19 protein-coding genes are annotated in these 21,697 nt (G+C 40.7%); 8 read left to right on the forward strand and 11 right to left on the reverse strand.

The features are described from left to right. Positions 1-22: 22 nt before the first annotated feature. From menE to FH971_RS01305, 5 genes are all read right to left on the reverse strand, one after another. Entirely contained in the window at positions 23-1,495 is a 1,473-nt protein-coding gene (gene menE, locus FH971_RS01285; protein WP_140233062.1) for an o-succinylbenzoate--CoA ligase, read from the reverse strand. Beyond that, the gene (gene menC, locus FH971_RS01290; protein WP_140233063.1) at positions 1,492-2,592 is read right to left on the reverse strand and encodes an o-succinylbenzoate synthase; all 1,101 of its coding nucleotides are present in this window, start codon (positions 2,590-2,592) and stop codon (positions 1,492-1,494) included. The genes menE and menC overlap by 4 nt, the downstream gene beginning before the upstream one ends. Before the next feature lie 2 nt (positions 2,593-2,594). Then, positions 2,595-3,413, reverse strand: coding sequence for a 2-succinyl-6-hydroxy-2,4-cyclohexadiene-1-carboxylate synthase (menH, locus tag FH971_RS01295; protein ID WP_140233064.1), 819 nt, complete (start codon positions 3,411-3,413; stop codon positions 2,595-2,597). Further along, the gene (menD, locus tag FH971_RS01300; protein WP_140233065.1) at positions 3,413-5,152 is read right to left on the reverse strand and encodes a 2-succinyl-5-enolpyruvyl-6-hydroxy-3-cyclohexene-1-carboxylic-acid synthase; all 1,740 of its coding nucleotides are present in this window, start codon (positions 5,150-5,152) and stop codon (positions 3,413-3,415) included. The genes menH and menD overlap by 1 nt, the downstream gene beginning before the upstream one ends. A 106-nt stretch (positions 5,153-5,258) precedes the next feature. Then, the gene (locus FH971_RS01305; RefSeq protein ID WP_137223680.1) at positions 5,259-5,687 is read right to left on the reverse strand and encodes an Lrp/AsnC family transcriptional regulator; all 429 of its coding nucleotides are present in this window, start codon (positions 5,685-5,687) and stop codon (positions 5,259-5,261) included. Between the two features lie 173 nt (positions 5,688-5,860). On the opposite strand from FH971_RS01305, the gene yjeH reads away from it, so the two are divergent. Beyond that, complete coding sequence (gene yjeH / locus FH971_RS01310) at positions 5,861-7,144, forward strand: L-methionine/branched-chain amino acid transporter (protein WP_140233066.1); 1,284 nt, start codon at positions 5,861-5,863, stop codon at positions 7,142-7,144. A 12-nt stretch (positions 7,145-7,156) separates the two neighbouring features. Here yjeH and FH971_RS01315 read toward each other — a convergent pair whose 3' ends face one another. Further along, complete coding sequence (locus tag FH971_RS01315) at positions 7,157-7,609, reverse strand: tellurite resistance TerB family protein (RefSeq protein ID WP_140233067.1); 453 nt, start codon at positions 7,607-7,609, stop codon at positions 7,157-7,159. A gap of 142 nt (positions 7,610-7,751) precedes the next feature. Beyond that, positions 7,752-8,297: a DUF2780 domain-containing protein gene (locus tag FH971_RS01320; protein WP_140233068.1), complete on the reverse strand. Its 546-nt coding sequence runs from the start codon at positions 8,295-8,297 to the stop codon at positions 7,752-7,754. A gap of 170 nt (positions 8,298-8,467) precedes the next feature. Between FH971_RS01320 and FH971_RS01325 the strand changes: the two genes are divergently transcribed. Both FH971_RS01325 and FH971_RS01330 read left to right on the forward strand, forming a co-directional pair. Then, the gene (locus FH971_RS01325; RefSeq protein WP_140233069.1) at positions 8,468-9,190 is read left to right on the forward strand and encodes a hypothetical protein; all 723 of its coding nucleotides are present in this window, start codon (positions 8,468-8,470) and stop codon (positions 9,188-9,190) included. Positions 9,191-9,222: 32 nt separating this feature from the next. Next, the gene (locus FH971_RS01330; RefSeq protein ID WP_140233070.1) at positions 9,223-10,677 is read left to right on the forward strand and encodes a tetratricopeptide repeat protein; all 1,455 of its coding nucleotides are present in this window, start codon (positions 9,223-9,225) and stop codon (positions 10,675-10,677) included. 174 nt (positions 10,678-10,851) lie between these two features. Here the strand turns inward: FH971_RS01330 and FH971_RS01335 are convergent, their stop codons facing one another. The 4 genes from FH971_RS01335 to FH971_RS01350 all read right to left on the reverse strand — a co-directional run bounded on the left by FH971_RS01335 (position 10,852) and on the right by FH971_RS01350 (position 16,999). Next, positions 10,852-13,065, reverse strand: a complete 2,214-nt coding sequence (locus FH971_RS01335) for an EAL domain-containing protein (RefSeq protein ID WP_140233071.1) — start codon at positions 13,063-13,065, stop codon at positions 10,852-10,854. 10 nt (positions 13,066-13,075) lie between these two features. Then, positions 13,076-13,906 (reverse strand): PstS family phosphate ABC transporter substrate-binding protein, encoded by an 831-nt coding sequence (locus FH971_RS01340; RefSeq protein ID WP_140233072.1) that lies wholly within the window; start codon positions 13,904-13,906, stop codon positions 13,076-13,078. An 857-nt stretch (positions 13,907-14,763) separates the two neighbouring features. Next, positions 14,764-15,141 carry a hypothetical protein gene (locus tag FH971_RS01345; protein ID WP_140233073.1) on the reverse strand — a complete coding sequence of 126 codons (378 nt, stop codon included), beginning with the start codon at positions 15,139-15,141 and terminating at the stop codon, positions 14,764-14,766. 874 nt (positions 15,142-16,015) lie between these two features. Next, complete coding sequence (locus FH971_RS01350; protein WP_140233074.1) at positions 16,016-16,999, reverse strand: LysR substrate-binding domain-containing protein; 984 nt, start codon at positions 16,997-16,999, stop codon at positions 16,016-16,018. 126 nt (positions 17,000-17,125) lie between these two features. On the opposite strand from FH971_RS01350, the gene FH971_RS01355 reads away from it, so the two are divergent. The 5 genes from FH971_RS01355 to FH971_RS01375 all read left to right on the forward strand — a co-directional run bounded on the left by FH971_RS01355 (position 17,126) and on the right by FH971_RS01375 (position 21,678). Beyond that, entirely contained in the window at positions 17,126-18,331 is a 1,206-nt protein-coding gene (locus FH971_RS01355) for a multidrug effflux MFS transporter (RefSeq protein WP_140233075.1), read from the forward strand. A gap of 125 nt (positions 18,332-18,456) precedes the next feature. After that, entirely contained in the window at positions 18,457-19,068 is a 612-nt protein-coding gene (locus FH971_RS01360; RefSeq protein ID WP_140233076.1) for a tRNA-uridine aminocarboxypropyltransferase, read from the forward strand. Between the two features lie 5 nt (positions 19,069-19,073). Further along, positions 19,074-19,460, forward strand: coding sequence for a hypothetical protein (locus FH971_RS01365; RefSeq protein WP_140233077.1), 387 nt, complete (start codon positions 19,074-19,076; stop codon positions 19,458-19,460). 47 nt (positions 19,461-19,507) lie between these two features. Next, a complete protein-coding gene (locus FH971_RS01370) occupies positions 19,508-20,176 on the forward strand; it encodes a class I SAM-dependent methyltransferase (protein WP_140233078.1) in 669 nt (222 codons plus the stop codon). A 194-nt stretch (positions 20,177-20,370) separates the two neighbouring features. Beyond that, positions 20,371-21,678, forward strand: a complete 1,308-nt coding sequence (locus FH971_RS01375; RefSeq protein WP_140233079.1) for an amidohydrolase — start codon at positions 20,371-20,373, stop codon at positions 21,676-21,678. Positions 21,679-21,697 lie beyond the last annotated feature (19 nt).

Below are 21,697 nucleotides of genomic sequence, written 5' to 3' on the forward strand. Positions count from 1 at the left end.
ATAACCCAATTTATTGTACTGTTTATGAGGTACTTATTTGGGCTTGAATCGATGCAATAATGCTTTTTCTTGGGACTTTTAAGCCACTATAGGCAACATTTTTTGGCCAAGTAAAAAACTGTCTTGGTCGTTTAAAGCGTGCCAGAGTCGATTCTACCAACTTACATAGCTGACCATTAATTTTTTCAATATCCAAAGTTTCAGTAGAATTTACACCATAATCAATAATAGCAGCGGGTAAGTAACCAAATATAGGATCGGCTACTGCAAACACAATGGCTTGGGTGACATTAGGGTGGGTTAGTAAAACGGCTTCAAGTTGTTCAGGGTGAATGTTTTCACCGCCACAAATAAACATGTTATCCATGCGGCCTAAAATACTGAGCTGGCCATCTGTATCTAACTTTCCTTTATCATTCGTGCAAAACCACCCATGTTCATCTAACGGTAATGTTAATCCTTGCTCGGTTAAATAACCTAAAAATAAGCAATCTCCTTTTACCCAAATAGCACCTTCTTTCAAGGTCAGTTGTCTTGAAGGTAAAGGTTTACCATGATGGCCTGATAAATTGGCCTTTGCTGTGGTAATTTGCGAGCTCATTTCTGTCATACCATAGCTGGTAAAAGCATTAATATGTTGGCGTTGTAATGTCTCAATAAGTGCCGGTTCTATCACTCCGCCACCGAGTAATAACGCGCTTATATTGGCTAAGGCAGCTGGGTACTGTTGCAGTATCTGTATTGCTTGGGTTGGCACTAATGATACGTGGGTAATGTGACTGTTAGTGAGCTGCTCTGCCAAAGATTGTTGCGGATTTCGCAGTACAATACATGCACCCGCGAGTGTACAACGATGAATAATGGCTAGACCACCAATATGAAACAGTGGCAATGATAATAGCCAAGCGTCAGATGCTGCTAAAGCAATAAAGGTTGCAGATCCTTTGGCACTGTTCACATGGTTCATTAAACAATGTACCGCAGCTTTAGGCGTGCCACTTGAACCAGAAGTGAGAATAATATTTGAAGCTTGATAGGGTGATATCTCAACACTATGGCTACTTGGTTGAGGCACATTTTTAGCTAGATCAATATCTAGCCAATTTACATGGTCAATTGTCGCTTTGCGCTTTGGTGTATCGGTCCAGAGCCATTGTAGTGAAAATCGTTCGATAAGCTGATTAATCTGTAAATCGGCAAATCGCGGTGATAAAGGTAAAAATATCCAGCCTGCATCTATGCATGCCCAATAAAGGCAAATCATTTCAATATTATTGTGTGATACACACGCGACAATATCACCCTGTTTAACGCCTTGAGCTTGCAATTGTTGTACTAGATGATGGACTAAACCACTTAGGCGGGCGTAATTTATTTGAGTACAGTTAACAGGGCGTTTTAGCGAACTGACACCCGTTGTGGTGTCGTTGGTGGCGACTTGAATCGCAATCGCATCTGGATAAGTTATCGCAGCTTGATGCAAAGGAGACATCATTGTTCATCTACCTTGTTTGAATCACGTATTTGACCGATATGGACCAGTTGACGTAATGCTTTATGGTTTAATTGCGGCGTTAATCCGCAGCTTGCTGACAGCAATGATTGACTAAAGGCGCTTAAGGTATCAAGGCCTGGTGATTCATCTGGAGTTAATGCTTGGCTAACTAAGCGTAAGTCGTTTATGCCCATATCAGCTTCTAAGCTTGAGCTTAATATACAGCGGACACCTTCAAGATGAGCCTGGTTAATCATATGTTGTAATTTTTCTAGCGAACCCAATAACATTGGCTTGATGATTAATGCCCCTAATCCGGGTTGCAGTAAGGCTAAGCTAAGATCAAATTTTGGTGAGTTTAAGGATTCATCTAAGGCGAACTTAATCCCTAGTTGGCGAAATATTTGGGGGTTATCGCTAGGGTTAATACAAGGCTCTTCAATGTATTCAATTTTGTTTTTTGGTAAACAGGCTAAAAAGTCGATGGCCTGCTCAAGACTAAAACCACGATTGGCATCTAAACGTAATGTGACGTGTGGAGAGATAGCTAGTACCTGATAAATAAATTGGATCTCGCTTGCTATGCTGGTCTGTGCCACTTTTATTTTAACGCTGTTGATGCTGCTCTGTGTCAGTAGTTTTTGGTTGACGACTTGTGTTGACATACCATCGTAAAGCAACGGCACCACAGCAGATTGAATCCGCGGATTTTCAATCCGAACTGGCAATGTTTGGGTCAATTTTGCATCTAATAAGCTTAAGGAAAATGCTAGCGAGGGTAACTGCGTTTGTTTCGCAATGTCATTTAATATCGCCAAGGGTTGATCGATAAAAGAGGCTAATAATTGTTGCAGTTGTGATTGCACCTCATCAAGGGATTCTTGGCTAAACCCGGTTATTGCTTGGTTATCAATATCTAAGCCTGACAGTGGCGCGATTTCAGCCCAAGCTGTTTGATGGTTATTGAGTTGGATGTAGAGCACTAAACCTTTTCGAGAATCAATCCGTTGTATCCCCACAGGTAAGCTAGGATTGAGATCAATGTGATATTGATAAATCGTACAACTTGTTATTGTTAACTCGTCTGAAGGTGGCATCGTTACTCCTTTAGAGTCGCTATTGGATCTAAGCACAATAATGTCAGTAAGGTGTCGGTAAATAATTGCGGATGTAAGCTATGAATATTGTGTCCAGCAGCATGCAATGGGTGTAACTGTAAGTTTGCTGAACTAGAACTAGTATCGGCGAGTGTCGCCTGCCAATCAGTCGCGACTTGGGCGAATTTTTTATCATCAACACCATAAATAAAGTGACATGGACAGCTCAGCTTTTCCAGCACATTGCGACAATCTTGTTGCAAGCTCAGTGAGGTTGTTAGGTAACAATTTGCTAAACGAAGTGGATCATTTATTTGACGTAAAGTAATAAGTTGCTGTTTTTGATGTTCAGTTAAGTCTCTGAAAACTGCCTGCTGATACCAAAGGCCGAGAAAGTCTGTTAGTGGTAAATGTTGGAGTTTGTTAGCCCAAAGATTATCGCTTTGGGCTCGAGCTGCTATCTGCTTGGCATCTTGCAAGCCTGGATGAGCTGATTCTAGTGTGATGCTCAGTAGCGAGTCTGCAAAGTCATTTGCTATATGCAGCGCTATACGACCGCCTAGTGAGTAGCCCAATAAATGGAATTGTTGATAGCCCATGTGGTGCATTTTATTAACTATTAGCTCAGCTGCTTGGTGCAAACCAGGCGAGTCGAGGGTGTCAACATTGCCACCATGACCAGGTAAATCAATACAAATACAATGAAAGTATTGGCTTAACTGTGGCATCAAAATAGACCAGTCGTCTTTGCTGCCTAGAAAACCATGCAACATCAACAATGCCGGTAATTGTGGTTGGCCAAAACGACGAATTTTCACCATTAGTGCTGTTTCACCCACTGGTTAATTTGAGCTATTTGATCGCTTGCTTGTGTCGGGCTGACATTGACCTCAATCACTGAGGCATAATTAAATTCAAAAGCTTCCTGATAAGCTTCATTAAACGATTCAATGTCATCGACTTGGCGATAGGCTAAACCAAACATGGCGGCACCATAACCAAATTCTAAACCGTGGCTTAAGCGATAAAAGTCGCTACGAAGTTCTTCATTCGGTACTGGCAATAAATTAAATATGTTACCGCCGTCATTGTTGAGAATAACCAGCACAAATGGCTGGGTCATTTGTTTTAACAGTGCCAATGAATTGAAATCATGTAAACAGGATATGTCACCAATAACAAGAGTGGTGGGTGCTTTTTTGCCTGCCGCAACACCACATGCCGTTGCAATTAAACCGTCGATACCTGATGCACCCCTATTGGTATAAATTGCCGGAGTATTGGTGGCAATTGGCGCATACATATCATAAAGCCGAATAGGTAAACTATTACCAATAAACAGTATGTTGTTATCTGTTTGAGCCAAAGCAATAGTGCGCACGACTTGAGCTTCACCGAAAGTGGTGTGGTCGATTTGTTGTTTAAACAGCGACTCCAGTGATTCATTTATTGGTAATAATTGCAGTGCCCAGTTGGCTTGTGATGAGCGCGACCAAGGTAATTGGCAAACTGCCTGCACACTGGCTTGAAATAATGATTTAGGTTGGTGGCTCTGATCTAAGCGATCGCCATGCTTAACCACTTGCCAGTAGCTATGCCAAGATTGTTGGGCCAAAAATTGAATTAAACGTTTGGAAATAAAACGCCCACCAAACACTAACACCCGTTCGGCTTGTTCAAGCTGTTTGTTGGCTTTAGGGTTTAACAGTAGCTGGTCTACGTGGCCGATGACACCAGGATGCTGGCGTAACTGCGACTGCGCGTCGACTAATACTGGCCAGCCTAGTTTTTGGGCTAATGTGATAATTTGCTGAGGATTATCTTCAGGGGCTAAGGTGCCAACTACTATCACGCCTTTACCATGAACAAAACGCATTAAAGCGTCTGTAGTCGGTAACTCGGCTCTATTAAGGCCCGCATAATGAGTCAATGGTTTAGTATTTTCAAACCACTGATTCAACGGTGCAAGATAGGTTGCTGTGGTAACGCTAGCCGTTTTTTTAACATGGGCTAATGTCATCAATTCTGTTGGATATAACGGCTCACGGTACATACAGTTTATGTGTACTGGCTGATGTTGATTGGCTACCGCATGATCGATGGTACTTAATAATGCATTGGCGGGATAACCGAGATCTGGCGTTGGTAAGTTAATTTGCTTAGCATATTGAGCAAAAATGGCTGGCTGAATTATCGCTTGATTAGCACCACAATCAATCAGTTCTGGCGGTCTATCGCCAGATAAAACAATCAAGGGCACATGAGTTAACCACGCTTCGACAATAGCCGGATACAGATTTGCTACCGCGGTGCCTGACGTTGTAATAATGGCCACTGGCGCATTGCTGGCTTTTGCCAATCCAAGGGCCATAAACCCTAAACCACGTTCGTCAAAATGAATATGACGTGTGAGTTGGGTTTGGCTAGCCGCTGCCAGTGTTAACGGAGTAGAGCGAGAACCTGGCGCCATGCATACATGCTTAACGCCTAAGCGTGCAAGTTCTTCGAGGATCAATTGACCCCATAACAAATTCATATCGGCGCTGGTCTGTTGTTGCATAATGGCTCATACCTATATAAATAACGAATATTAGTGTAACGCCAAGTTAGCGTTATATCTAAGATTTAGCGCAGATTTTTATTGTAAAGCTGCAAATAAACGGTGGTTATGGTTGATTGTTAATCCACTCACTTAATACGACATGGGTTTTAATTTTGATGATGTCAGCTTGAGCATCAATATACTCTCGTATTTCATGCAGTCGCTGCATTGAATTGGCATGCACATAAACCAATAAATCCATGTCACCAGTAATGCCTTGGCAGGTAATGATTTCTGGTATTGTGGTAAAAATATGAATAACTTCAGCGCACCGAGCACAACGATGTTGAATTTCAAAATAGGCAGATACGCTTTGTTTTTGCGATTCGCTCAGTAATACCTGATAACCGCGGATAATGCCTGTTTGTTCGAGTTTTTTAATCCGTTCGGTGACTGCACTGCGTGATAAATTTACTTGTTGGGCAATAAACGAAATACTCTGTCGAGCATTTAGGCGTAATTCGCTTATAATCGCTTTATCAAATTTATCCAATGAATCATTTCCTGTTATTTGAGTACTAACACTACGCGCAGTCATTTTGTCGGTAATTTGCTTTCTTTCCGTCAATTTGTCGGTTTTGCAAAGCAAGTTGCACGAATTAACCCGCAGAATGTTTGCTTGTTTAGCTTTATAATATCGCAATATATCACAGTAAGAATAAGATAATGAATCAAATGACAGCAACAATAGGGCGTTGGCAAGGTGCTGGTTTAATGGCCACCACTTTGTTAGGAACCGGGGTGTTTATTTTACCGCAAATGACCATTGAAGTAGCGGGTTCAGCCTCGTTATTGGCGTGGCTATTACTCACGGTTGCGATTATCCCCGTTGCATTAGTATTTGGTTTACTTGCGAGTCGGTTCCCACACGCAGCAGGCCCCGCTTACTTTATTGAAAAAGCATTTGGTGCTACGGCGGGAAGAACCATTGGGTTAATCTTTTTATTGGTTATTCCTATTGGTGCGCCAGCAGCCATTTTAATGACTTTTCAATTTTTAGATGCGCTGGTGTCGATTTCTGGGATTGGCCAATTAGTTGCAGAGTTAGTTATTGTCGCGGTACTACTGCTGTTGAATATCAAAGGTATTCAAGTGTCGGCAAAATTACAGTTTGCACTCACTTTGCTGATTGTTGCTGTCGTGGCCATATTGTTCGGTGCCAGTGGATTAAATGTGGATCAGCTAGAAAACTTTGCTCATAGTAGTCACCCACAATTTAGTGGGGTAATGCTGGCAATGGGGATTGGTTTTTGGAGCTTTCTAGGTATAGAGGCCATGACCCATCTTGCCAGTGACTTCCGCCAACCTCAAAAAGACTTGTTACCAGCGATGATGATGGGCACTGTGCTAGTGGGCGTTATTTATTTAGCCTGTACCTTTCTATTACTTATGGTGCCTATTGAAGGTGAAGGCTTAGCGATGATATTGGCATTTGATTATTTCTTATCAAATACTTTTTTAAGCGGGTATGGCGCTAATATTATTGGAATACTGGGCATAGCCAGCGGTTTAGCCACGGTGAACGTGTATGCCGCCAGTGCAGCTCGTTTGTTATGGAGTTTTAGTAAAGAAGGTATTTTGCCACGCTATTTTGATAAGTTAAATCCACACGGTGTACCTTTTAGAGCTTTGTTTGCCATTTTAGGCGCGATGGCAATTGTCATTGTAGTGACCTTTTATAGCAAACATGAATTAGAAGACTTAATCGCGTGGAGTAATGGTGTGTTTGTGATTATTTATTTATTGGCCATGTTGTCAGCAGCTAAGTTACTCAGCAAGCGATATTTACCATTAGTTATTGCAGGTTGTTTGTTTTGCATTGGATTGGGTATCGCACTGGGTACTAATATGATTTATGCACTGGTATTGGTGCTGGTTATTGCCCCTTTTATGTGGTGGCAAAAAGCACATCTCACTCGAAAATATTTGCTGCATAATAACGAGGGTTAATTCAGCAAATATTTAATCGTTGGATTCAATCGCAATATTGCGCATTTGAATGAGCTCACTGTGCTTTAAGTGGAGTAAATCAGCTGTGCGACGAATAATTTGGTCTTCATATTGCGACAATTCACCATCGGAATACGCTAGTTGCCACATTGAAAGTAGTAATTTTTGTTTATCATCAATGCTAAATTGAGCATTAATCTCGGCGGTAAACTCAAATAGAGATGTGGCATTTTTACGGCTTTGTTTTGCCTCTTCTATAAGGGTTATCGCTTCTTCTGAGTTAATGCCTAACGTGTTTATGAGCATTTCAGGCAGTAAAGCAGCTTCAGCAGCAGCCAAATTTTCGTCGGCATACACAACCTCTTGCAATAGGGTTGCGGCAGCAAGGTTGAGGTTTTTCTGTTTATCTTCTGGGCTACTTTCTTGAGTATGAGATTGGAGAAATTGCTTTAGTTTGGCGATCATAATTATTCTGTCCAATGTTACTATTCATTTTTTATGCTAGCAAAAATGCTAATCCCAAGCGAATGGCTTGGGATTAAATAATGTTAACGCAATATTTGTTGGCTACTGGTGAGCCACTTATGATTAGCCATCTTAATGAAGATTATAAGACTGAACCTAAACCTTTCATTAATAAGTCAACAGTGCCATCACCACCACTTTGTTGTAGATAGTTTTTAGCAATATCAACCATAGGGGTAATATATTCTTTTGAAATACCGAGGGTTTCAAAAGCATCATATACCATGGCGCTGCCTTGTAATGCTGAGCCTAAATCACCCGCTTGTGATAATAATCCTGACATTCCACTATCTGATGATAATGCCGGTACCGCAGCCAGTAAGCTGTCTGCATTAGGAATACTGCTGGTTAATTGGCTGAAATCGTTATCACCTAAATTGGTTTGGGCTAAACTCAATAACGACCCCAATCCACCTTCTGCTTGGTTTTGAGACAAACCAAGTTGTGACATGACGCTGCCTACTAAGGCACTTGATTGCTCGGTGGTTTCAGATTGCACTATTGTTTGAGCTTGTTCTGTTACTGGTTTTTTAGTCATTTCAGTCACGCTGTCTAACCAACCCGCTGAGGCTGGTGTAGAAAATACCAAGACGGTAACAAGTACCGGTAATGCGGATGCTAATTTCATAATTCGTGCCCTGTAATGTGTTTTAATAGCTAAACTTAGGCGTCATTTTAACCTGATTTATATAAATACGACAACAGATCACACTTTTTACTCATTAGACTTGTGCAAAATAGATTTTTTTTGGGTATCCTAAGCGCCATATTCACCGTTAATAGATTACTGGAACCCAAATGTCATTGTTTGCCATTTTGACTGAAGCATTTAACTTTTTTCGAAACCATATCCGTCAGCTTGCCGTACTGACTTTGCCATTACTGTTAATCCAAGTCGCTATTCAACTTTGGCTTGGTAATGAAATGATCCAGGCTGATGTCGAAAATCCGCAATTTGGCGCGATACATGCTGCTGCAATGATGGTGCTATTGTTGGTCTTTTCATTTTTAATTGCTGCTTTAACTCTGTATTTGGAATTACGCTCTCAAGGCCATGATCTTGCGCCAGGACAAATATTAAAAGCGAGCTTTCCGTTTGTACCACCGCTATTACTGGCAGGGGTATTTTCTGGCTTAGCTATTTTAGCGCCAGTAATGATTTCTGCTGCATTTGGTCCATTGTGGTTGATTGGCTTAGTTGTAAGCTTGTACCTTTTCTCTCGCTTAGCTTATGTGAACTTTATGGTGGTGGTTGAGCGTTTAACGCCATTTGAAGCGATTAAGAGTAGCTTTAAATTTAGTGGGCCAATTACCATTAAAACCATTGCGGTATTAATGTTATACGTACCATTGTCTCTATTGGCGGGTATGTTTTCACAAGTTGCGGTGCAAGTTGGCTTTCCGCTGCAGCTAGTGGTTGAGGTGACTTTTTCGTTCTTAGGTTTGTTTGTTAATATAGCTTTGTTTAGATTGTATATGGTTAATCGTAAAACACCGGATGTTGATAACGCTGAAGGATAAGCATTCCATTAACGATCAAAAAGGAGAGGCCATTGTTAAATGATATTGAGTTTATTGATGGTTTTTCTACTGAGTTGAGTGATGATTACCGTTTAGCTAAAAGCTATGTCCGCGATATTCCTACTCAAGCGCTCGTTTATATTAGGAGTTTTACCCATAAGCTGGCCGCTCAATTGGCTCAACTGCACGATATAACATTTACCTCTGCAAATTTATATGATCGTATCGAACAGCTAAATCAGCAGCGGGTGATTGATGTTGCAGCCGTGCGGGCGTTACACCGTCTCCGCACTGACGGTAATCGCGGCGCCCATCCTGAAAAATATCATTTAACTCAAGTTCAGCTTATTAATATAGCTGAAAAGTCGATTCATCATATTTTGCAGTTAATTGAAAAACTGTATCAACCTTTACGTCATCGCACTGCACCCCATTATCAATTTGAAGCTTTCGACTCATATGCTGGTCGCGACTTATGCTATCGCGCAGTGATGCAGAATGACCCCGAAGCCCAGTATTTAGTTGGTATGTCACTTAAAGCCAAAGGGGTGATGCTGCAAGAGCAGGAACGCGCTTTGGCACAAACCATTGACGAAGCAAGTTCTACAATATCAAAAAACTCAACCTCAAACGCTTCAATGGCAAGCGAGCAAACATCAGCCGATGTATTTGCGCAAGCTGCTCACTGGTTTAGTCTTGCATCAGGGCAACATCAAACTGCATTATTTGAGCATGGTGTGAGCTTATTGCATGGTTATAGCGGTAAGGTCAATTCAGCTGAGGGTGAACAGTTTATTGCACAAGCCGCAGAGCAAGGCGTGGTTAATGCCCAAGCTTTATTGGGTTTCTTCTATCTGGTGGGAAGTGACCAATTCGAGGTTGATCTTAGTCAAGCCGAAACATTACTAACCTTGGCAGCGAACGCTGAAAATGCTGAAGCAATGTCAAATCTTGGGGTATTGTTCTATCAAAACCAGCAATTCGAGCAGGCTTACTTATGGGTAAGCAAAGCAGCACAAACAGGTTATCCTCATGCACAATATCATTTGGCGTTAATGTTGGAGCAAGGTCAAGGTTGTAATGTTGATATAACTAAAAGTCAGCAATGGATGCAAGAAGCCGCAGAGCAAGGTCAATTAGATGCAATGTTACGCTGTGGTAGTGATATTTTGCATGATGACGCTGCCAGTCAGCAACAACTTGAAACGGCTGAACACTATTTACATCAAGTGATTAAGTATGGCCGTAATGTCACCGCAATGATTGAATTGAGTGTGGCTTTAGCTGACGGAATTTTAGGTCGTATTGATGTGGTGCAAGCTGCGTATTTATTACAGCAAGCAAACTTGCATGCTGATGATATTCAACGACAAGTCATCGAACCATTATGGCAGTCGTTATTGATGCAAATTGAGAGTGTGATTGCGCTTAATCCAACAGAAGCGGAATTGGCTGCTTTACAACAAGCTAAACGCTTTCTTGGATAAGCCATGTTGTTGCCTCAACGATGGCATGTCCTCCTATTGTCTAGAAGTACATCACGCTTAGGGTGTTAATGCCATGCTCAATAATTTTCTGAACAATTAAGAGTGGTGCAAGCTTTTCAATTTAAGGCTCACTTCTAAATGGCCATTATTTAGGTTAAGGGCTACTCAGGTAAATTATCCCTTTTCTAAGTTGTTATCAGGAAACAATGGGATCGGTCGACATACTCCGTACCCTTGTGCAAAATCAACTCCCATTTCATCTAGGATTTCTATAATGGATTGATTTTCGGCAAATTCGGCAATGGTAATTTTTCCCATGATATGACCGATTTGGTTAATAGTTTGAGTAATCGCACGGTCGACCGCATCATTTTCTAAATTTTTGACAAAGCTACCATCGATTTTCAGATAATCAACGGGTAAATTTTTAAGGTATCCAAAAGAACTAGAGCCTGTACCGAAATCATCCAACGCAAATTTAACACCTATTTCTTTACATGCTGTGATGAACTCGATTGCAGAGTGCATGTCTTTCACCGCTGCTGTTTCTGTTATTTCAAAGCAAAGGCATTGTGGATCGATATTATATTCTATAATTTTCTGTTTGATATATTCAAATAGGTCCAATGAATTAATAGACAATCCTGACAGGTTGATGTTGACTATCAATGTCTTGTTCTCATGAATTTGCTGCAAAAGGTGGAATCCAGACAACACCTTATTGATTACCCAACGATCAATTTCCCTGATTAGATTGTATCGTTCTGCAGCCGGAAGAAAATGACCAGGAAGAATGATTTCACCTTCATTCGATACCATCCTTAAAAGGACTTCAAGGTGTAAGCATGATTCGTCATCTGAAGTAAGGGAACGATAGACTTGATGGTATAGAACGAATCGATCATCTTTCAAGGCTGAATTAATACGTCCTACCCATCCAGTTTGGCTTCGTCTGTCGGCTAATTCTATATCGCTCTCTTTATATTGGCATACCTGATGGCGTCCTTGCTCTTTAGCCCAGTAACACGCGGAGTCAGCCTGACCTATAATTTCTTTGCAGCTAAAACTGTCATTTACTATTGCGGTAAAGCCTATACTTATTCCAACCGTATATATTTGCTTTTCCCAGACAATCTGGAATTCTTCAATCGCATTGAGTAACGCTTGAGCTATTAATTTTCCTCTAGTTTCATCACAACACTCAAGAATTAAACCAAATTCATCACCACCAAGACGAGCTAGAGTATCGTTTGCACGTATTTGGGAGGACATGATGCGAGATAATTGTTGGAGCACATCATCTCCGGCACTATGCCCACATGAATCATTTATTATTTTGAAGCGGTCGAGATCCATGTAGCAAATGATATATATTTGACCATTGTCAATTGTATTATCTATGGCTTTTGTCACTCGGTTTTCAAATTCACGGCGATTGATTAATCCCGTTAACAAATCATGTGTAGCTTCCCAGGATTGTCTTTCAAGATGTTTTCGGGCGACAGTGACATCACGTAAACATAAAACACCACCAATAAGCTTCTTTCTCTGGTCAAATATGGGGGCTGATCGCTCTTCGACCGCGATTTTAAGGTCTCCTGATATTTCGAGCATACTACGTTGGTTGCAAGTTGCCACAGTTCCAGAATCTAATGTTTCTTGTAGGGCACTGTCTATTGCAAATCCAGTATGCATATCTGTGAGCTGAAGATGATCTGCTATGGACTCACCCTGTAACTCAGCTAATGATTTTCCCAGCATTTTCTCTGCTGGCAAGTTTAAATAGATAAGATTACCATTAATATCAAATAGTAATATTGCATCGGCAATAGAATGCAATGTGGTTACTGCCCGTTCTTTTTCGGTATATAATTCGTCTGAAATTCGTTGAAGCGCCCTTATCGGTAGTAAACGTAGAACAAGTAAAATGAGTAAGGCTAAGACGAAACCAAGTACAAAGGCCAAAAGTATATTTTTATATAGCGTCGAAAGTGATGCACTAACAACGATATTCCCAACAACTTTATCAATATCATAAAGTGGATAGCTGCGTTGCACCGTAAAACCAGTTAGAGCCTCTCCGGATGAAGTGATGACTTCTCCTTCTGAATCGAGTATCTGGATGTATTCGTTGTCTAATCGCACTGGCTCTCTACTGAGTACACCTTGTAAGCGGTTCTCAGCATACATCCACGTATCGGGAAGAGTTGTGATTAAATCAGCCTGAGCATTGGCTTTAATCTTAGCTTTAAAGCTGAGTGATTTTGTTAGGTCGTTATATGCCGTTAGTGTGTAACCTACAGGCAGGCTAATACCGACCAGTAAGGATATTAACAGTGCATAATGGGTTAACGTCTTCGCCAGTCGCGTATCTTGAGTAGATAACATCTAATTCAACCTATTCAGGTATATAATTTCCATTGCTCTCCAAAATCTCTTTTCCTATTGTAGAGTTAACGAAACTAATAAAGTCAGCAACATAAATCGGAATGTTTTTAGGAAGAATAAAGTAGAAATGTTTGATCATAGGGTAGCTACCTGCAATACAAGTCTCTGCTGTTGGCTTTACGCCATTTAACTTTAAGGCATGAATAGATCTTTTTTCAGAAAGGATTAGTGCCAAAGTAGTTACACCGAAACTACCAGGGGTTTGTTCAATTTTTTCGACGGTTTCTTGATCAGTAGATGCAAATAATAGCCCTGTGCGCTTTTCTGCGAATTGGATAGCATTTTTAAGTTCTGGGGAAAGTTTTTCCAGTTGTTTGGTATTGTCATCGTCATGCTGGCGGATGATTGGGCGAACTAAATCTCCATTCGGCCATATTGTTTGTTTACCGTTATAAATATCAACAAGCTCATCAATAGAAATATCCGTAACATCTAAATTATTTGATACCGCAATTACTGTGGGGGTACGAGCATATTCTATTACGCTAGCTTCTGCTGTAAACTCCGTTTTTTTGAATCCGCGAGTACTTAACCCAATATCGATTTTACCACGAGGTACAGCTTTAATTGCACCGCTACTACCAATGCTGGGCAAAACAGTAATGTGTATGTCTGGATTACGTTCTTGGTATGCATTAGCCAGTATCTGCATTGTGCCTAGTGCGTTTCCTGTACCGCCAATGATAATATTTTCTGCCCATACAGATGAACAGAAAAATATTCCCAAACAGGCCAGCGATAAACAAGACTGTGTTATCCATTTTTGACATGCTACAAACATATTTACCCTCTTTTATCGTGTTAATGATTATATTTATAATTTAATCAGTTAGTTAAAGATGCGGTAAGTGTTTAAATCCTGTCGTCTTTACCCGGAGTTATTATTTCATACAATGTGTATAACCACGTGATACTAACGTGGTGTAACTACAATCATTTTAGTACTTTAAAATGCTATTCACTCTGTTATTGTAAAAACATGCTCTCTATAAAAATATTATGGTTAGTACAATATAGCCCGTAAAAATAAGGTTGGTACGAATAGTCCAATAAATAGATTATTGGTCGAAATCAATAATTCAATATCGCATGTTTAGTAATCGGCCAACAGTGACTTTTCTTTATCAGTAACTTTCTTCATCAATAAATGTTAGCGCAATTTATAAAGGTAGATAAATTTCAAAACCTCTTATATAAAATGTAACCTCACCCAACAATAACGGTTGTGAGTCACTCTATAGATAGCTAGTTTTTATGATGAATTCGGGCTAAACCTTGTATCTAATATTCACGAGAACAATGGGTTGTCAGATACCTAGTAGTTAAAAAACCTAATACGTTAATGAAAGGCGTATGTGATATCAAAAGTGCGACTACACCTTAATATCTCCAATAAAAAACTTACTTAAATCAGCGGAAACGAGTGATGAAAAGTGAACGTTCTCGGTTTAAACCTGTCTTGGTTGCTATGTCGAGAGTGGGGTAAAAAAACACGCTTTAGCGGAGGGTTGAACTATATTATGTGGTCAAAACTGTATAAAAACAAAGAGCGGCACTTGGTTGCAAGTGTCGCCTATTTGGTTAATGTGAATTACTCATTCATCTTACACTAAGTGTATCCAGCGCTTAGTTTCATTGTTAATCCGCTTGGTGTTCAAAAGTACGGCCGGTGTGTTGAGACTGATTGGTTTTAGCTCGAGTAAACATCTCTGCGTAAGGCGCTGTTGTTTCGCGTTGCACATTGGCGTTACTTTGGGAAAAGTGACCTTGTTGAGTCTGTGATTCTCGATGAGTTGAATGGTTATTACCAGATTGGGCAAAGGCTTTACTTCTCAAGATTTTGTTGCCGAAAAGTTGGAAGGTAATAAAACTTAATAAGCCCAACATCAATAAAAAGGGTAGTAGCACAATGCTGGTGAATGCGATGCTAAAGAGCATAAGTGATGCCAAAATTGGGTTCATAGTCGAGAACCGATTTTTTAAATTGGCAGTGTGGAATGATTGATTAAATTTCATAGTAACTCCTGAATGCACTTAGCTTGAAAATGAGTGCCTGAAAAACGTTACCTATACATCAGTAACGATGATTTAAAGAACAGTTTGCAATGATTAGACATAATATGTCATGTTAAACCTGGTTAATGTTTAAGCTGGGGGGGATAACAATTTATTTTGTTGAGTCTTAACTTTCACCCGTCAATACCTTGCTGATGTTGGCTAAAGTTTTATTTTTAAGAGGTTTATATACCGAGACTAAGTGATTTTTGTGGGTTAGCCATAGATACGGTAAAAAGGTAAATGTCATCTTTACGCTTTGAGGTATTACTTCTCATCCTTTGCTTTAAACGGTTATTCGCCTTTATGAACATCTTTCTATCACGGCAAGCGGCAGTAAGGATAACTAATCAATATAAACCAATAACAGCATTTTTAATGATTAATTATTCTGCTGGCTTGGCATGAAGTAACTGGTTTATCTTGTTCAATGTAGGGGTGAGTGTGATACCTATCTTTATTTGAGTTAGCTGATAAATAGGGCTCAGTAGGTGCCGAACGATGGGACTTCATGTATTGGCGACTTAAGAGGGTCATGCCAATGAAACCAACCAAAATAAACAAGAGTATTAACGGTAACAACAACAGAAAAGCTAATAGGATTGTGACCGCTGTGGTAAATGCAGCGAGTGGGCGCATCTTTCGCAGTCGTTGAATGAGTTTATGGGTGCTAATTAACCTCAACATCCTCTCCCCTTAAATGTGGCTAAGCTTACACATTGTCTTATGTGGTTGCTTAATTGCCTTTCAGCATTATTATTAAACAGTTTTGAGTAATTAGTTGGCTAAAAGTTCATAAATAGTGAAATTAATCACTATTTATCCTCTAAAAATTTTAACGATCATTTTTAGTAATACGATTATTGGCAATGGCTTTTTCGACACTACTGAAAATCATATTGCGAAACCATTTATGTCCTGGTTCTTGATTATTTCTCTCATGCCATAAAAATACATAAGCCATGGGCATAAACTCAAAAGGCAAAGGAATAGAAACCAGCGAATACAGTTTTTGAGCATGATGTGCAAAGCTCGATGGTAAGGTAAAGATTAAATTTGTATGGGCGCAAACACTTGCAGCACCATAAAAGTCTGGCACTGTAGTCGCTAAATTACGATGTAATCCTAAGTTTGCGAGGTGATAGTCTAATGCCCACCAATCATTACCTTCACATCTTACTTGTACATGGGACATATTAAGATAGTGAGTTTGATCCCAATGCCCAGCTTTTACTTTTTGTAAAATAGGGTGGTTTTTACGCACCAAGCAAACTTGATGATCGTTAAATAGGACTTGAGATTCAATACCTTCTGGTACTTGGTCAATGTTGCTATCAGTTTGTGGGTGGATGTCCCGACCTGCAATGCCAAAATCGATTTGTCCCTGTTGTAAATCTTGCATCGATTTTTCTGTCCAGACATAAGAGTCTAGTTTAATTTGCGGGGCTTGCTGTAACAAGGGACCGATAAAATAGGGTATTAGTGTTTCATAGGCACTCTCGACCATTGAGAAAGAAAAATGGCGGTTACTGTTTTCTGGATAGAAAATGGGAGGTTGAGTGAGTTGATATAGATTTTGTAATATTTGCGGTAATTTTTGTCTTAACGCATCTGCATGAGCGGTTGGTTTTAATCCATGTGCTGTACGTTGAAAGAGCGGGTCGTCTAATGTTTGTCGTAAACGATGAAGGCTTTTACTGACAGCTGATTGGCTAACATGTAACCGATGTGCTGCTCGAGTAACGCTTTGCTCTTCAAGTAAAACTTGAAGAATTACTAGCAGATTAAGATCGACTCTAGCAAGATTATCTAAATTCATGTGATATTCTCAAATGGAAATTCACTTCTGATTTTATATCATTTCTGTTCATACCTCCATTTGACTTATTATAGCGCCCTATTAAGGGTGACCTTTGTGCATTTAACATTTGAGAGATAGAAATACATGCGTCGTAATTTATTACCACTATTAATGTTTATGGTGCTGTTAAGCCCATTAGCCATTGATATTTATCTCCCATCTATGCCTGCAATGGCATTGGAATATGGTGTTTCTAACGGTGAAGTACAGTCTACTTTAGTGTTGTTTTTGTTTGCTATGGGTGTAGGGCAAATTCTAATTGGCCCATTAGCGGATCGTTTTGGTCGTAGGCCTGTCGCATTATTTGGGATTGTATTCTATGGCATAAGTAGTTTATTAGGTGCTTATGCGGTTGAATTTGAATGGTTGCAGATTGCCCGTGTTTTTCAAGGGTTGGCAGCTTGTTCCACTTCTATTGTAGTATTTAGTGCTATTCGTGATTGTTATGATCGTAAACAAAGTGTATCGATGTACAGTTATCTTAATGGTGCCATTTGTGTTGTTCCTGCCCTCGCACCAACCTTAGGTGGATTGTTAGCCCTGCAATTTGGCTGGCGCTCAACATTTATTTTTATGGCTTTATATGCCGTTTTAGTATTGTTTATTGTAGGATTTCGCTTTCCTGAAACCCGCCCCTTAAATACTGACAGTTCAGGGCCTCTATACCGTTGGAACCGCTATAAACCAGTTATTGGCGATCCTCATTTTATGTTCTACGCCAGTTGTTGCATGATCGCGATGGCATCGATTTTATGTTACGTGTCTTATGCTCCAGTGTGGATAATTGGACATTTAGGTGTTTCAGAACTGACCTTTAGTGGCTTATTTGGCCTTAATGCAGCGGTAAATATTGTGGCTTGTTTTGCCGCTCCAGTGTTGATTAAGCGTATTGGGAATCGACCTGGTGTGCTGATGGCGTTATCGTTAATGTTGATTGCCGCCATTGTCGAAGCTGCGATGTATTTTGTTGGCCCCCATGAAGGATTAGCTGGCGCGGTGGCATTTATGGCTCCCATGATGATTTTGTGTGTTGGTTTTGCCATTTTACTCGGCCCAGCAACCAGTATGGCGTTGTCGGCTTTCGGTGAGCGAGCAGGAACTGCGACGGCAATGTTAGGGTGTATTCAGATGAGTGGCGCGTCAATACTGACGGCATTGATCCAACTAACTGATATACCAGCACCTTATGCGATAGCGGTTGTTATGGGGGGCTTTAGTGCGATATTTTTGATTATTATGGCAATGAAGCGTTTAAGTCACCTACATCATGAACAACTGCAACATGACTAATTAAACGACATTGATTTATGTCACCTTTAACCCGCTGAGTGCTAACCACATTCAGCGGGTCTTTTTTATTTAAAATCGACGGAAGATTGCTATAATCTAGCGACTTACATCAAACGAGCTATTTTTTGAAACGCGAATACTGTCAACGCTGTTTATATCCCAAAAACTCCTGCCTTTGTAAGGTAATTAAACCTATGTCCGTGGTCACTGAAGTTGTAGTATTACAGCATCCCTCTGAAGTGAAGCATGCTAAAAATACCGTTCGTTTGCTTGCATTGGCCTTGCCTCAAATTCGTATTGTTGTTGGTGAAAGTCCAGCCGATTTTGTTGATTTACGACGCTATCTAGAAGAGCAAACCAAGCCAGTTTATGTGGTTTATCCAAATGAGCACAGCCAAACAGTGGCCGAGGCGGGCGCGAGTGAGGCTGCTATTATTATTTTAGTCGATGGTACTTGGCGTAAGGCGTACCGAATGTTACAGCTTAATCCGTGGTTAGGTGATTATCCGTCGCTTCACCTTGAGGTAGAGGATGAGTCGCAATATATCATTCGTAAAGCGAAACGTAGTGACAGTTTATCAACTTTGGAAGCGGCTGCTCACACGCTGGTTGCATTAAATCCAAATGTGGATGTTACGCCAATATTTGCAGTGTTTAACGCAATGGTGCAACATAAGTTAACGGCTATGCCTGCTCTGGTACGTGGGCGGTATAACGTCGATAACATCAAAGGATAGATAGCATGAAAAATCGGCTGATAAGCTTATTAGTTATACTGGTAACCGCAAGTTCATTCGCATTTGTTACCACTGCGGCTGACAAACCACATAAAAAAATGACCTTGGCTGAAAAAGGTGAGCAAGCGCGAATTGAGTCAATTGAACTTGAACAAACACAGTTACAAAAAGCCCGTGATGCAGCCAAAGCGACCAAGGTGCGTGAGCAAGAGGTGTTAGCAAAGCATCAAGGTAATGACTGGGAAGCGAAGCAACTCGAAAAAGCCCGATCCCAATCTGATGAGCGCTTAACTCGTCAGCAAAAGTATTTACAACAGGCGCAAGATGCGGCTAAGCAAACCCACAAAATCCCCAAAGACCCCAAAACGATAGAACCCGTTTTATCAGAATAGACTCAGTATTTATATCACTTTTTAACTCGCCTATGTCGGAGTCTCATTTGTCATCTTGTCCTTTATGTCATTATGAAACAGTTGCTTTTCATCAAGATAAAAAACGTCCTTATGTTCGCTGTCCGCAGTGTTTGCTAGTGTCAGTCCCATCAGCATTTTATTTAGATAAAATAGCTGAAAAAGCCCATTATGATTGCCACAATAATGATGTTGCCGATGCTGGTTATCAACATTTTTTATCTCGCACGTTAACCCCGTTATTAGCTCAGCTTACCCCTAACGCAAAAGGATTAGATTTTGGTTGTGGCGAAGGTGCAGTGCTAAGCAAAATGGCGGCTAAGCAAGGGATTAGCGTAGCCAATTATGATTTGTTTTATCACTTAACTCCTCAGGTACTCACCCAACAATATGATTTTGTCTGTTTAACCGAGGTGATAGAGCATATTGCCGATGCGCAGTCGTTAGTGGAGCAATTAAGCCAATTATTGTTACCTGGTGGCATATTGGCGGTGATGACCAAAAGAGTACCTTGCGTAGATACATTTGCAAATTGGTCTTATAAAATTGACCCCACTCACATCAATTTTTATGCGATAGAAACCTTTGAATGGATTGCATTACAACAAGGTTGGCAGCTTGAGGTTATCGACAGTGACGTGGTGTTTTTTCATGTCCCGTTCTCGAGTGAACAGCTGAGTGAATCGCCGAGTAAATAACTGAGTAAATAACGGTGTAAATAGCCAAGTGAAAAGTTGAGTTAATGCTTGATCAATTAGCTGCTAGTTCAATCTACATGTCGTGTGTTAATAAATAGATACAATTGACTTGTTATCAAATCATTAAAATATTTAACAATCGCATCATTTCAAGGTAGTTTTGTTGTACTGATAACAATAAAACCGGAATCAATATGCGTCTAACATCTCTTGCTTTGCTGCTTACAAGCGTCTTTGCTTCTAGCGTTTACAGTACATCCACCGTGGCTAGTGTGCCCAATGCTGCAGAGTTAACCGCTCAAGTCGAAAGTAAAGTGATTACATGGCGTCGAGATTTACATCAGCATCCCGAGTTATCTAATCGAGAGTTTCGCACCAGTAAAGTGATTGAAAAACACCTCAAATCACTAGGGCTCGAAGTGCAAACTGGTATTGCCCATACAGGTGTAGTGGCAATACTTAAAGGTGGTAAGCCTGGACCATTAATTGGTTTACGTGCCGACATGGATGCACTACCAGTCACGGAAGTGGTTGATTTACCTTTTGCCTCTAAAGCCACTGATACTTATCGAAATCAAACTGTAGGAGTCATGCATGCCTGCGGTCATGACACTCATGTGGCCATGTTGATGGGGGTTGCTGAAAACTTAGTAAAAGTAAAAGACAGCTTGGCAGGTGATGTGATGTTTATTTTCCAACCTGCTGAAGAAGGAGCTCCAGAAGGCGAAGAAGGCGGCGCAGAGTTAATGCTTAAGCAGGGCTTGTTTGCTAAGCGTAAGCCTGATCAAGTGTTTGGTATGCATGTTACATCAAGCATGCCATCGGGTATGATTGGTTTACGTTCAGGCCCCGCTATGGCGAGTGAAGATTCATTTACCATTAAAGTGCTAGGCAGACAAACCCATGGCTCACGTCCTTGGGGCGGAGTTGATCCTATTGTGGCATCAGCGCAAATTATTAACAGTGTACAAACTATTATTAGTCGCCAGGTAGATATTACTAAAGCGCCTGCAGTGGTCAGCTTTGGGGCCATTAATGGCGGTATTCGTTCGAACATTATTCCTGACGAAGTGGAGTTAATCGGTACTATCCGTACATTTGATCAAGATATGCGCGCAGAAATTAAAGTCAAATTGGCTGAAATTGCCACCAATGCGGCTAAAACGCTTGGTGCCACAGCGACAACTGAGATCCAACCTGGTTATCCTGTCACGGTTAATAATCCTGAGTTAGTCAGTAAAATGCGTCCTGTTATTGCTTCTGTGGTGGGTGATAACATGTTAATTGAGCCTGGACTTATCACTGGCGCAGAAGACTTCTCTTACTATGCACTTGAAACGCCAGGTATGTTCTTTTTCTTAGGCGTGACGCCAGCAGACCAAGATCCAAGTCAGGTTGCCAGTAATCATTCACCGGCATTTTATGTAGACGAAAGTGCGCTAAAAGTGGGTGTGCAAACCATGACACAAGTTGCCTTAACCGCATTAAGTGCAGCACAATAACCCTATTTTAATAACCCAT

The sequence above is a fragment of the Shewanella polaris genome, from assembly GCF_006385555.1.
In the GTDB taxonomy this organism is placed as follows: Bacteria; Pseudomonadota; Gammaproteobacteria; order Enterobacterales; family Shewanellaceae; genus Shewanella; species Shewanella polaris.